The organism is Mycobacterium sp. SMC-8, assembly GCF_025263565.1.
Classification (GTDB): domain Bacteria; phylum Actinomycetota; class Actinomycetes; order Mycobacteriales; family Mycobacteriaceae; genus Mycobacterium.
The window spans coordinates 2,121,154-2,134,202 of record NZ_CP079865.1; the positions used below are offsets into that span (position 1 = coordinate 2,121,154).

Annotated in this window: 12 protein-coding genes; 6 read left to right on the forward strand and 6 right to left on the reverse strand. The window is 70.8% G+C overall.

What is annotated here, in order from left to right:
- Nucleotides 1-3: 3 nt before the first annotated feature.
- Nucleotides 4-1,845 carry an Hsp70 family protein gene (locus KXD97_RS10295; protein ID WP_260756635.1) on the reverse strand — a complete coding sequence of 614 codons (1,842 nt, stop codon included), beginning with the start codon at nucleotides 1,843-1,845 and terminating at the stop codon, nucleotides 4-6.
- A 171-nt stretch (nucleotides 1,846-2,016) separates the two neighbouring features.
- Between KXD97_RS10295 and KXD97_RS10300 the strand changes: the two genes are divergently transcribed.
- From KXD97_RS10300 to KXD97_RS10320, 5 genes are all read left to right on the forward strand, one after another.
- A complete protein-coding gene (locus tag KXD97_RS10300) occupies nucleotides 2,017-2,520 on the forward strand; it encodes an Rv0340 family IniB-related protein (RefSeq protein WP_260756636.1) in 504 nt (167 codons plus the stop codon).
- Between the two features lie 258 nt (nucleotides 2,521-2,778).
- Nucleotides 2,779-3,810, forward strand: a complete 1,032-nt coding sequence (locus tag KXD97_RS10305) for an IniB N-terminal domain-containing protein (RefSeq protein ID WP_260756637.1) — start codon at nucleotides 2,779-2,781, stop codon at nucleotides 3,808-3,810.
- A gap of 92 nt (nucleotides 3,811-3,902) precedes the next feature.
- Entirely contained in the window at nucleotides 3,903-5,720 is a 1,818-nt protein-coding gene (gene iniA / locus KXD97_RS10310) for an isoniazid-induced dynamin-like GTPase IniA (RefSeq protein ID WP_260756638.1), read from the forward strand.
- Between the two features lie 41 nt (nucleotides 5,721-5,761).
- Nucleotides 5,762-7,258: a dynamin-like GTPase family protein gene (locus KXD97_RS10315; RefSeq protein WP_260757907.1), complete on the forward strand. Its 1,497-nt coding sequence runs from the start codon at nucleotides 5,762-5,764 to the stop codon at nucleotides 7,256-7,258.
- A 30-nt stretch (nucleotides 7,259-7,288) separates the two neighbouring features.
- Nucleotides 7,289-9,142 carry an Hsp70 family protein gene (locus tag KXD97_RS10320; RefSeq protein WP_260756639.1) on the forward strand — a complete coding sequence of 618 codons (1,854 nt, stop codon included), beginning with the start codon at nucleotides 7,289-7,291 and terminating at the stop codon, nucleotides 9,140-9,142.
- Here KXD97_RS10320 and KXD97_RS10325 read toward each other — a convergent pair.
- From KXD97_RS10325 to KXD97_RS10345, 5 genes are all read right to left on the reverse strand, one after another.
- Nucleotides 9,139-9,669, reverse strand: a complete 531-nt coding sequence (locus KXD97_RS10325; RefSeq protein ID WP_260756641.1) for a hypothetical protein — start codon at nucleotides 9,667-9,669, stop codon at nucleotides 9,139-9,141. The two genes, KXD97_RS10320 and KXD97_RS10325, sit on opposite strands and share 4 nt — an antisense overlap.
- A gap of 25 nt (nucleotides 9,670-9,694) precedes the next feature.
- On the reverse strand, nucleotides 9,695-10,123 hold the full coding sequence (locus KXD97_RS10330; protein ID WP_260756642.1) for a hypothetical protein: 429 nt from the start codon (nucleotides 10,121-10,123) through the stop codon (nucleotides 9,695-9,697).
- A 40-nt stretch (nucleotides 10,124-10,163) separates the two neighbouring features.
- Nucleotides 10,164-11,114, reverse strand: coding sequence for an LLM class F420-dependent oxidoreductase (locus tag KXD97_RS10335; protein ID WP_260756643.1), 951 nt, complete (start codon nucleotides 11,112-11,114; stop codon nucleotides 10,164-10,166).
- 16 nt (nucleotides 11,115-11,130) lie between these two features.
- On the reverse strand, nucleotides 11,131-11,754 hold the full coding sequence (locus tag KXD97_RS10340) for a TIGR03085 family metal-binding protein (protein ID WP_260756645.1): 624 nt from the start codon (nucleotides 11,752-11,754) through the stop codon (nucleotides 11,131-11,133).
- A gap of 123 nt (nucleotides 11,755-11,877) precedes the next feature.
- Nucleotides 11,878-12,426, reverse strand: coding sequence for a hypothetical protein (locus KXD97_RS10345; RefSeq protein ID WP_260756646.1), 549 nt, complete (start codon nucleotides 12,424-12,426; stop codon nucleotides 11,878-11,880).
- Between the two features lie 104 nt (nucleotides 12,427-12,530).
- Between KXD97_RS10345 and KXD97_RS10350 the strand changes: the two genes are divergently transcribed.
- Nucleotides 12,531-12,953, forward strand: a complete 423-nt coding sequence (locus KXD97_RS10350; RefSeq protein WP_260756647.1) for a pyridoxamine 5'-phosphate oxidase family protein — start codon at nucleotides 12,531-12,533, stop codon at nucleotides 12,951-12,953.
- Nucleotides 12,954-13,049: the final 96 nt, after the last annotated feature.

Here is a 13,049-nt window from a genome sequence, read left to right on the forward strand (position 1 = left end):
CAGTCAGGCGCCGACTTCGGGGAGGACGGTCGTGATGATCGGGTCGGGCGGATCCACCGGCTCGGGCAGCGGTGGGATCGTCGTGGTGGGCGGCGGTGCTTGTGTCGTGGTCGGCGGCGTCGTCGTGGTCGGCCGCGTGGTCGTGGTCCTGGTCGTCGTCGTGGTCGGCGACGTCGTGGTGGTGGTCGTCGTGGTCGTCGTGGTGGTGGTGGTCGGCGAGGTCGTCGCCGTCGTGGTGGTGGCCGGCGTCGTGGTGTCCGGCGGCGGCGGAGGCGGCGGCGGCTGGCTCACCGTGGTGGTCGCGACTCCGTCCGGGCCGACCGTCACGGTCGTGACCGGCGGCGGCAGCTGCACCGGAGTGGTCTCGGCGGGCGGGGTGGCGGTCTCGGTCACCGTGCCCGAATCACCCTCGGAACTGGTCAGAGTCACCGCCAGCCCGCCCGCGGCGAGCAGCGCCGCGGCCGCTGCCACCCCGAACAGCACCGGCGGCCTCTTGTACCAGGGCAGTGCCGGAGGCACGTCGGTGTAACCCTCGTCCTGGGGCGTGAACTCGACGGCGGGCCGCGCGGCGGTGCCGGCCGGGTCGGCATAGGCGCCGGCGGCGGTGTAGTCCCCGCCGGTGTACGGAAGCGGATCACCGGCGGCGTCGTCCTGGGACCACGCCAGCGCGCGGAACGTCGCCGAGGAGGCGCCGTCGCCGGCGGACTCGGTCGCGGCCAGGCCCGCGGCGCCGGCCGCCCAGGCCGCGTGGCCCATCGCCGTCGGCGCATCGGCGGCGGGCGCCATGCCGGTGGGAGCATCGGCGGCCAGGCTCTGATTGGCGACCAGCGCAGCACCCGCGGCGACGTTGAGCGCCGGCTCCGGGGTGGTGATCACCGGCGCCTGCAGCCGCTCGGAGAGCCTCTGGGTGACGAGCGGGATGGCCGCGCCACCGCCTACGGTGGCCACCGCGGAAACGTCGGCGGGCGCGATGTTGTTGCGCTGCAGCACATCCTCGATCGCAGAGAGCAGGCCGGTCAGCGGTTCGGACATCAGCTGCTCGAGTTCGGGGCGGGTGACCCGGACGTCGGAGGTGAACGCGGGCAGTGCGACCGGCACCGCCGTCGCGGTCTCCGCCGAGAGCCGTTCCTTGGCCGCACGGCACTCGTCGCGCAGTTGCGCCAGCGGCCCCACCGCGGCGGTGCCCGCTGTTCCCGCGGGGTCAGGGTTCTCGGCGGCCGCGATGCCGCTGAGCACATGATCGAGCAGCGCCTGATCGATCGCCTCGCCGGAGAACTCGCCGTAGCGGACCGTCTGGCCGACGATCGCGGCGCCGGCGGCCGCGTCGGCCACCGTGATGCTGGAGCCGCTGCCGCCCAGATCGACCAGCACGATGAAGCCCTGGTTCGGCAGCCCCGGTGCCACCCGCAGCGCGGCGAGCGCCGCCGCGGCGTCCGGGATGAGCGCGGGTGGGACGCCGTTGGGGGACAGCCGCGGCTGGGTGCGCAGCGCACCGCGCAGCGCCCCGACGCTGCCGGGGCCCCAGTGGGCGGGTACGGCGACCGCGATCGGGGCGCCTCCGTCGACCAGCCCCGCCATCACGTCGAGGGCCTGGGCGAGGGTCTGTTCGCCGCGATGGGCCGAGCCGTCCGCCGCGACCAGAGGAACGGGGTCACCCACGCGTTCCACGAACCCAGTCAGGACGAGCCGCGGCTCGGTGAAGCCGGGGATCTCCGACGGGGCGCCCACCTCGGGCGCCCGGTTGCCGTACAGGTTCAGGATGGATCGTCGCGTCACCGGTGGGCGACCAACGCGGGCCGCGACCAGGTTGGTCATCCCGATCGACAACCCCAGCGGTTCGGTCATGTGAGCTCTCTCCTGTCTGGACCGTGGACCACCTTAGCGCCTGACGACGCTTTACCGGGGCATGTGCCCCTAATGTCGCGGATCCCCTAACGGGCTATCCCCTAATGGGAATTCGCCGGAGTTGGGCTGCGCACCGATCCGGTACCGGGTCGGCGGGCATAGCATCGAGCCATGCCGAACGCCTTGCTGGATTTCGTGATGACGCTGGTGCGTGATCCCGACGCCGCCGCGCGCTACGCGGCCGACCCGGCGCAGGCCCTTGCGGATGCCGATCTCACCGGCGTGACCAGCGCTGATGTGCAGAACCTGATCCCGGTGGTCGCCGAGTCGATGTCGACGACGGCACCGTTTTACGGCGTGGACGCCTTCGCCGCGGCCCCGGTGGACAACGTGTGGGCCAGCGGAGCGGCCACCGCCGCGTTCGATGCGTTCGACCTACCCGACGAGAGCCTGCCCGAGCGTGCCGTCATCGACGCCGGGGAGGCGACACCCGAGACCGTTGACCTGCTCGAGGTGCCGACCGCGGTTCCGGTGGACGACCTGGTGGTCGATGACGGCCTCAATGACGGAATCGACCCGACCGTCCTCCCGTCCGAGCACTGGATCGAGTCCCCGGCCGCCTTCGACGGCCCCGATGCCGACGACCACGCGTCGGGTATCGATCTGTTCGACTGAGCTGCGCTGTTCGACTCACCTGAGCGGCAGCCGGAAACCCGCAAGGACCACGCGTTCCTTGCGGGTTTTTCCATGCCCGAAGCACCCCCCGGGCGACCCCCTAATCCCCTAGTGCCCGCCACGCAAAACCCCTAGGTGAGCCCGTGAGGGGATGGGAGCGAACCCCGTTTTCGGGGGTTGGCGAACTCCATAACGTGGTGTCCAGATCGCCGGAGTGACCGGCGAGCACCACCCCGGACAGAGCAGAAAGGCACTGCCATGAACACCATCATCGACTTCATCCTCGACCTGTTCCGCAGCCCGGCCTCGGCGGCGGCCTTCGTCACCGACCCGGACGGCGCACTGCGCGACGCGGGCCTGCCCAACGTCACGGCCGCCCAGCTGGCGTCGGTGGCCGCCACCGCCGCTCCCGCCGGGTACGCGCTCGGCGGCGGCGATCCGGTCGTGGGCCTGCAGCGCGCGGTCGCCGACCACCACCAGCTCGCCTCCAACTTCGCCTCGCCGTTCTCCCCGCAGACCTCGTGGGCGCCGACCTTCGCCCCCGAGACCGACACCGACCTGCTCAGCGGCAACAACGTCCCGGTGGCCAGCCCGGTCCAGGACGCCGGCGCCAACGCCCAGAACGGCGCGTTCAACCTCGGCTTCGGTGACATCACCTTCGGCGACAAGACCAGCAACACCGCCACCAACGGCGGCGTCGTGGTCGACGGCGACAACGACGGTGACATCGTCAGCGGTGACGGCGCCGCGCTGGGCGACGGCAACACGATGAACAACGGCGACATCCTCGCCGGCTCGGGCTCCAACGTCGTGGTCGGCAAGGACAACGAGGTCGAGGACAACTCGAAGACCGCAGGCGGTGACCTGATCGCCGACAACGACGCCCCGGTGCTCAACGACGTCGACACCAGCGGCGGCAACGGCGGCGGCGCCGACGGCGGCGGCAGCCTCATCGGCATCGGCGGCGGCAACGCGGTCGGCGGCTCCGGCGGCAACGGCGGCGGCATCATCATCACCGACAACGACGTCAACACCGGCACCCAGATCGACGGCGACTTCGGCAGCAAGAACACCGAAGACAATTCGGTGAACACCTCGGTGCGCAACGACATCTCGACCTCCACCGAGACCTCGGTCGAGGACAACTCGTCGAACTTCGAGTCCAACATCGGCTCGGGCAACGAGACCAACACCGACCTGTTCTCGGACAACGTCACCGGCGTCGACACCGACTTCGACACCGACGTCGCGTCCCACAACGACACCCAGGCGGCTCTGGACGCCTTCTGATCCGCCACCGCGCGACACCGGCGGGGACCGTGAGGTCCCCGCCGGTTCGCGCGCCTACCGTTGAACCACGCCGCAGCAACCAGAGGGGCACCATGACGCAGCCGGCCAACACGGTGATCGTCGAGCTGATCGACCACGTCGGCAAGATCGCGCACGCCCAGCAGCGCGGTGATCTCGCGGACCGGCTCGAGCGGGCCGGGGCGCGGCTCGCCGACCCGCAGATCCGGGTGGTGATCGCCGGACAGCTCAAACAGGGCAAGAGTCAGCTGCTGAACTCGTTGCTGAACATGCCGGTCGCGCGGGTCGGCGATGACGAGTCGACGGTGCTGCCGACCGTGGTGTCCTACGGTGAACAACCGTCGGCGCGGCTGGTGGTCGCCCGGCCCGACGGTGAGGAACCCGAGCTGGTGGAGATCCCGACGGCCGATCTGGGCAGCGACCTGCGCAGGGCGCCGCAGGCCCGGGGCCGCGAGGTGCTGCGCGTCGAGGTGAAGGCCCCGAGCCCTCTGCTCAAGGGCGGCCTGGCGTTCATCGACACCCCGGGGGTCGGCGGGCACGGGCAGCCGCACCTGTCGGCGACGTTGGGCCTGCTGCCCGACGCGGACGCCGTCCTGATGATCAGCGACACCAGCCAGGAGTTCACCGAGCCGGAGATGACCTTCATCCGGCAGGCGCTGGAGATCTGCCCGGTCGCGTTGCTCGTCGCCACCAAGACCGATCTGTACCCGCACTGGCGGCAGGTGGTCGACGCGAACCGCGCGCACCTGGGGCGCGCCGGGGTCACCGCCCCGCTGGTGCCGGTGTCCTCCACGCTGCGCAGCCACGCGGTGGCGCTCAACGACAAGGAACTCAACGAGGAGTCCAACTTTCCGGCACTGGTGAAGTTCCTGTCCGACGAGGTGCTGGCCCGCCAGCGGGACCGTGTCCGCGAGCAGGTGATCGGCGAGGTCCGCGCGGCGGCCGAGCACCTGAGCCTGGCCGTCGAGTCCGAGCTGTCCGCGCTCAACGACCCGCAGGCCCGCGACCATCTCTCGGCAGACCTCGAGCGCCGAAAGCAGGAGGCGCAGGACGCGCTGCAGCAGACCGCGCTGTGGCAGCAGGTGCTCAACGACGGCATCGCCGACCTGACCGCCGACGTCGATCACGATCTGCGACATCGGTTCCGCAACATCACCTTTCACACCGAGCGGGTGATCGACGGCTGCGATCCCACCCAGAATTGGGCCGCGATCGGCGCCGAGCTGGAGGATTCGGTGGCCACCGCCGTCGGCGACAACTTCGTGTGGGCATACCAGCGTGCCGAGGCGCTGGCCGCCGAGGTGGCCCGCACATTCCGGGAGGCGGGACTGGACGCGGTGCGGATGCCGTCGATCGACGCTCGCGAGATGGGCGCCGACTTCGGCGAGTTCAAGTCGCTGACCCAGCTCGAGGCCAAACCGCTGAAGTTCGGGCACAAGGTCGTCACCGGGATGCGCGGCTCCTACGGCGGCGTACTGATGTTCGGCATGCTGACCTCCTTCGCCGGTCTCGGCATGTTCAACCCGCTGTCGCTGGGCGCGGGATTCGTGCTGGGCCGCAAGGCCTACAAGGAGGACATGGAGAACCGGATGCTGCGCGTGCGCAGCGAGGCCAACGCCAACGTCCGCCGGTTCGTCGACGACGTCGCCTTCGTCGTCGGCAAGGAGTCACGGGACCGGCTCAAGGGGATCCAGCGCCAGCTGCGCGACCACTACCGAGAGATCGCCAACCAGACCACGCGCTCGCTGAACGAGTCGCTGCAGGCCACCCTCGCCGCGGCCAAGCTGGAGGAGACCGAACGCAACAACCGCGTCAAGGAACTGGACCGCCAGCTCGGCATCCTGCGGCAGGTCGTCGACCACACGCGCAAACTCAGCTCCCAGCCTCATTAAGCTCGAACGGTCAGCAGTCGAGCGATCCGAGACGGTGAAATCTGAGCACCAGTGACCGAGTGCGGGCGATCCTGGGCGGCACCATCGCCGCCTACCGGTCCGACCCCGCCTACCGCAGGCGTCCTGACGTGCACGCCGAACTCGAGCGGATCGGGCACCGGCTCAACGAGCCGATCCGCATCGCGCTGGCCGGAACCCTCAAGGCCGGCAAGTCGACGCTGGTCAACGCGCTGGTCGGGGACGAGATCGCGCCCACGGACGCGACCGAGGCGACGCGCATCGTCACCTGGTTCCGGCACGGCCCGACCCCGAAGGTGACCGCCAACCACCGCGGCGGACGGCGCTCCAACGTGCCGATCATGCGTGAGCGGAACGGACCGGACCGCGGCCTGAGCTTCGACTTCGCCCGCCTAGACCCCGACGACGTGGTGGATCTGGACGTGGAATGGCCCGCCGCCGAGCTGATCGACGCGACGATCATCGACACCCCCGGCACTTCGTCGCTGTCCCAGGATGTCTCCGCGCGCACACTGCGACTTCTCGTGCCCGACGACAGCGTGCCCCGGGTCGACGCGGTGGTGTTCCTGCTGCGCACTCTCAACGCCGCCGACATCGCACTGCTCAAGCAGATCGGTCAGCTGGTCGGCGGCTCGGCCGGCGCGCTCGGCGTCATCGGTGTGGCTTCGAGAGCCGACGAGATCGGCGCCGGCCGCATCGACGCGATGTTGTCGGCCAAGGACGTGGCCCAGCGGTTCACCGCCGAACTGGAGCGCACCGGCATCTGCCAGGCCGTCGTGCCGGTGTCCGGGCTCCTCGCGTTGACCGCCCGCACGCTGCGGCAGAGCGAGTTCGTGGCGCTGAAGAGGCTCTCCGAGGTCGAGCCGGCCCAGCTGGCGAAAGCGATGCTGTCGGTGGACCGCTTCGTCCGCGACGGGGAACCTGTGCTGCCGGTGGATGCGGCGACCAGGTCCGAGCTGCTGGACCGGTTCGGGATGTTCGGCATCCGCATCGCGATCGCGGTGCTGCGCGCCGGGGTGGACGATTCGGTGGCGCTGGCCGATGAGCTGCTCGAACGCAGCGGGTTGCTCGCGCTGCGCGAGGTGATCGACCAGCAGTTCGCGCAACGCTCGGATCTGCTCAAGGCGCATACCGCGCTGCTGTCGCTGCGCCAGTTCGTGCAACTGCACCCGATCTACGGCACCCCGCGGATCCTCGCCGACATCGAGCCGCTGCTCGCCGACACCCACGCCTTCGAGGAACTCCGGTTGCTGAGCCAATTGCGTTCGCGGCCGACCACTCTCAACGACGACGAGATGGCCTCGCTGCGGCGCCTGATCGGCGGTGCGGGCACCGATGCGACCAGCCGGCTGGGCCTGTCGCCCGAGGCTCCCGACGACGGCCCGCGCGCCGCGTTCGCCGCGGCCCAGCGCTGGCGCCGGCGCGCCGAGCACCCGCTCAACGACCCGTTCACCGCGCGGGCGTGCCGGGCCGCGGTGCGCAGTGCCGAAGCGCTGGTGGCGGAGTACGCCCGCACTTAACGTTTCCGCTGCGCGCAGCGATCTAGAAGTATGCGCAGTTCTCTGGGCGTCTCGCTGGGCGCCGCCAACCTGATCGCGGTCGCCGATGGCAGGCCGACGGTCCGGAGCGCGGCACAAATCCTGTCTCCACTGTCGCCGGCGGGTTTCGTCGACCGCGTCGGGGACCCGGTGCCGCTGGTGGCCGCCGACGGTTCGTACCACCACGCCGAGCAGTTGGCGGCCGACGCGATCGAGGCGATGACACGCCTGGCCCGACCGCAGCGCCGGCCGGATGTCGCCGCGGTCGCCGTTCCCGCGTACTGGTCAGGAGCGGCGGTGGCGGCGCTCCGGACCCGGGTTCCGCACCTGACCGTGGTGTCCGACGCGGTGGCCGCGCTCGCCGCGGTGCAGGCCGAGCGCGGCCTGCCCGACCGCGGTGTGGTCGTGCTGTGCGACTTCGGTGCGACCGGCAGCAGCATCACGCTGGCCGACGCGGGTAGCGGCATGGCGGGGATCGGGCGGACCGTCCGGTTCGACGATCTCTCCGGCGACCTGGTCGATCAATTGGTGCTTCAGACGGTGATGACGACGCTCGAAGCCGACCCGGCCGGCACCGCGGCGGTCGCGGCGCTGGCCGACCTGCGCGCGCTGTGCCGGGATGCCAAGGAGCGGTTGAGCCGGCATACCGCGACCGCCGTGCCGACCGGGCGCACCGCGGTACGACTGACCCGCGCCGAGCTCGAGAACGCCCTCGCCGGGCCGCTGGACCGATTCGTCGCCGTCCTGGTCGACACCCTGGACCGCAACGGGGTGCTCCCCGTCCAGGTCTCGGCGGTCGTCACCGTCGGCGGCGGTGCCGCTATACCTGTTGTCACACAACGCCTTTCAGCGGCGCTTCGGGCGCCGGTGGTGAAGCCGGCACATTCCCGGGTGGCGGCCGCCGCCGGTGCCGAGCTGCTGGCGCTGCGTGCGGCGGAACGCGACCTGCCCACCGCAGTGGTCCCCGGGCCGACGGTCGCGACCGTGGCCGTGCCGCTCGCCCGGTCGGCCGATGCCGCGCTCGCCTGGTCGGCCCAGGCCGACGATGACGCGTCCACCGTGTTCGCCCTGTACGACCCGGCGTACGCGCGCCCCGAGGTGCACTTCGGCCACGAGGACCACGAGGACGAGGTCGGCGAGCCGGAGCCGTGGCCGTGGTACCGCCGTCCGGGCGTGCTGTTCGCCGGCGCGGCGTGTGCCGCCGCGGTCGCGGTCGGCGCGTTCGTCCTGACCTCCCACACGGTGGAGGCCGACACCACGCCGTCTGGCGCCGAGGGGATCGCGGCGCCGGTGGCGGTCCAACCCTGGCAGGAGGCCACCGCCGAACCGGCGCCGGCCACCGCCCCGGCCGTGCCGCGTGTGCCGTCGCCGGTGACCGGTGTCGCCGCGCCCGGGCCGGCGGTCGACGTTCCAGTTCCCGCTACGGCCGAGGAGCGGGTGGTCAAGCAATCAGGGGCCGCACCCGCACCGGCACCGGCAGTCGCACCTGCAGCGCCGGCACCTGCAGCGCCGGCACCTGCAGCGCCGGGGCGGATCCCGTGGCCGGTGTTCACGGTCGCGCCGGCCCCCGAGCTCGAGCCGTCACCGTCCCCCGAGCCGTCGCCCCAGCCGGAGCCAGAGCCTTCACCGTCGCCCGAGCCTGCACCGTCGCCGGAGCCGGAGCCGGAGCCTTCACCGGAGCCCCAGCCTTCGCCGTCGCCGGAGCCGGAGCCCCAGCCTTCGCCGTCGCCGGAGCCGGCGCCGGAACCCGCGCCAGCGCCGGGCCCCGAACCTGCGCCGGAGCCGTCGCCGGAACCCGAGCCGTCGCCGGAACCCGAGCCGTCGCCGGAAACCAGCTGCCTGCCGGAGTCCGAAACGGCCTGCTAGGGCGCGGGCGGCGCCGGGGTCTCGGTGACCGTCTCGGTCTGCGTCTCGGTCTGCGTGACCGTGCTGGTGCTCGTGCTGACCGACGGGCTCGTTGTCGTGGTGGTCGTGGTGGTCGGCTCGGTGGTGGTGGTGGTCGTGGTGGTGGTCGGCTCGGGGGTGGTCGTGGCCGCTTCGGTGGTGGTGGGGGTCGCGGTCTCGGTCACGGTGGCGGGCGGCACCGCCGCCGGAGCCGACGTCGTGGTCATCGGTGTGAGCGAGGTGGTGGTGCCGGTCTCGGAGTCGGAATCCCCGGTGATCGCCTTGGCCAGACCGAACACGATGAGCGCGATCAGCAGCGCCCCGACTGCGCCCAGCGACACCAGCGCGACCGGCTTGCGGTACCACGGAGTGTCGGCACCGGCGTCCGGCGGCGGCTGGTCGTAGCCGCCGGTCCCGTAGTCTCCGTAGCCCGTCCCGTAGTTGCTGAGCTGGGTCGGTTCCTCTTCGGAGTAGTAGTTCTGGTCGTCGGAATCGCCGTATCGCGCCACGGGACCCGATAGTAGGCGCTCGCGGCTACGGAACCGGGGACACCGTGCGTGTCACGTTGGTGCGCGGCCGGTTGCGCGTCGTCGTCCGGGCCTCGTCATCGGTCTCTCGCGTGCGGGGCGGGCGGGTGCTCCTGGTCGTCGTGGACGACTCCGACGTGGTCTCGGTGGTGGACTCCGGATTGATGTCACTGGTCATCGGCGGGCTGGTGCTGGTGATGGTCCCGGTCGTGGTCGACACCCCAGATTTGGTCGTGCTGGCCGTGGTGGCCGGTGGCACGTAGTACAACGGGGCGGGCTCCGGCTCGCTGAACTGCCGCGCCACATAGGAGATCAGCGTGATGACCAGCGCGATCGCCGCCAGACCGGCCACACTCGCCGCGAGCAGGGTGGAGGTCTGGTTGTGCCAAGCGACGGGCGGGTCCTCCGGCGCGTCGTCATGGTCCCGGCTGCTCACGGGCACCGATAGTAGACGTGAGCGGGTTCCCGCCGCCGGGTCAGCCGATGCGGGGGATGACGTGCTCGGCGAAGAACTCGACGTGGTCGAGATCGGACTGGTCCAGAACCTGCAGGTAGACCCGTTGGACACCGGCTTCGAGGAACGGGCCGAGCTTGTCGACGACCTCGTCGGGGGTGCCTACCACCGGGGAGTTGGAGCGCAGTTCGTCGACCTCCCGGCCGATCGCGGCGGCCCGCCGGGCGATGTCGGACTCGTCCTTGCCGACGCACAACACGAACGCCGCCGAGTAGGTCAGCGAGTCCTTGGCCCGGCCCGCCGTCTCGACCGCGGCCGCCACCCGGGCGTACTGCTCGGTCAGCGTTTCCAGCGGCACGAACGGGATGTTGAACTCGTCGGCGAACCGCGCGGCCAGCGCCGGGGTTCGCTTGGCGCCACCGCCGCCGATGATGATCGGGGGGTGCGGACGCTGCGCGGGTTTGGGCAGCGCGGGGGAGTCGCTGATCGTGTAGTGCCGGCCGGTGTAGTCGAACGTCTCACCGACCGGGGTGTCCCACAGACCGGTCAGGATCTCCAGTTGCTCGGTGAGCCGGTCGAAGCGTTCGCCCAGCCGCGGGAACGGGATCGCGTAGGCCTTGTGCTCGGCTTCGAACCAGCCTGCGCCGATCCCGAATTCGACTCGGCCACCGCTCATCTCGTCCACCTGAGCGACCGAGATCGCCAGCGGGCCGGGGTACCGGAAGGTGGCCGAGGTGACCATCGTGCCCAGCCGGATGGTCGACGTCTCGCGCGCGAGGCCGGCCAGCGTCACCCACGAGTCGGTGGGGCCGGGCAATCCGTCGCCGGCCATCGCGAGGTAGTGATCGGACCGGAAGAACGCCGAATAGCCGGCACTCTCGGCGGTCCGGGCGACGGCGAGCTGATCGGCGTAGGTCGCGCCCTGCTGGGGTTCGACGAAGACGCGGAAGTCGGGGGAATGTGTCACGGCCACGGTCGCCAGCCTAGGCTCAGAGTCCGCCTCGGGCGTTCTTGAGTCTTTCCACCAGGTCGGGGGCGCCGTCGAGCTGCACCCTCGCCTCGTCGCGGCCCGCCGCGAACATCAGCAGCTCCCCGGGGTCGCCGGTGACCGTCACCTGGGGGCCGCGGCCCGCGGTGGCCACCGTCTCGCCCTGCGGGGTGCGGAACACCACATGCGCGGGAGCCTTGCGCAGCGTCATCCTGGCCATCATCGCGATCGGTCGGCGCAACGCAGAGGTGGTCTGCTCGTCAAGCGGCCTGGGTTCCCAACCCGGGCGGGCCCGGCGCACGTCCTCGTGGTGGATGAACATCTCGGCGACGTTGGCGATGGGATCCAGAAGTTTGAACGGCGAGTACAGCGGTGGGCCCTCCGCGACCTGATCCAGCAGCGCGTCCCAGTCGGTGGACGCGGCCACCCGTTTCTGCACCCGCTCGGTGTAGTCGGCGAACGCCGGGATCATGATGCCCGGGGACGCGTCGAGCCGGCGTTCCCGTACCACCAGGTGAGCGGTGAGATCCCGCACGTCCCATCCTTCGCACAGCGTCGGGGCATCCGGCGGGGCGTCGCGGAAGGTGGCCACCAGGGCCGCCCGTTCACGTTGCGCAACGGTCATGTCAGTTCGTTCCCTTCTGCGGCCCGTCGGCCGGTTCCAAAAGAGTGCGGGACACGACCAGTATGGCCGCGCGAGATCGCCTGAAGTCCTGGGACTTTCAATCGGTCGTTCGCACCCCGGTACTCAGAAGCTCTCGACGCCCTCCACACGCACCACCATGCCGTGACCGGTGCTGTCGTTGGTGAACCGGGTGCCGTCTTGGCCGGCGTCGATCGTCCACCCCACCGCCGAATAGGTGCGGTAGTCCAGGGTCACCGCCGGGATATCGCCCAGATTGCCCAGCACCCAGCTCAATTCGCCGTCGGCGCGCAGGCGCACCCCGTTGGCCGGCAGACCGTCGATCTGCGGTGCGTCGGTGAAAGCCGACTCGCAGCCGACCTCGCTCTGGTTGAGCTGGCATCGGGTCTTGCCGCTCTTGGTCTGGATGAACACATAGCCGTTCTGCGGCTGGAGCACCTCACCGCCCGACGGGCGCGGCGGTGTCGACGGTGCAGGACGGGTCGTGGTGGGCGGCGGTGTGGTACTCGGACGGCTTGGCCGGGTGGTCGGAAACTCCGGTTCGCTGTGGGAGTCGGGTTCCCGCGTCGCGGTGCCCTCGACCGCTGACTGGCAGCCGACGAGCGCGACTGCGCATGCCAGCGCCGTCGCGGCCAGGGCCACCTGAGTCCTCATTGCCCCTCAGCGTACGCAGCTGTGGCGCATGGGACGGGAGTGACTCGCGGTGGCTGTGCTCGTAGGGGGGTCCGATGTCGACTCGGATCGGTAACATCACCCCCATGTCGCACGAGGGCCAGCCGGTCTCGATCCTGTCGGTCTCGGAGTGCTGGGATCTGCTGGCCGGGGCGCCCCTCGGGCGGCTGGTCACCTGCGTCGACGGGGAACCGTACATCTTCCCGATCAACTTCGCTGTCCAGAACCGCACCGTGTTGTTCAGCACCGCGGAGGGCACCAAGCTGATCGCGGCGGCGATCAGCAAGGAGGTGCTCTTCGAGGCCGACGGCTACAACAGCGCCGAGGGCTGGAGCGTGATCGTCAAGGGACCCTCGCGCTCGTTGCGGACCGACGAGGAGATCGCCGAGGCCGAGTGCGCGGGCCTGATGCCATGGACGGCGACGGTGAAGACCCATTTCGTGCGGATCCGCCCGTTCATCGTCAGCGGTCGGCGGTTCGTCTTCGGCGCCGCCCCCGACGGAAATTAGCCGGGTACACCCAGGCCCCTTCGCAGTTCTCGATCCGCACCCGGGAACAAATCCCCGGGCCGGGCTCGTTCATCTTTCGATAGTTGAGTGAACTTG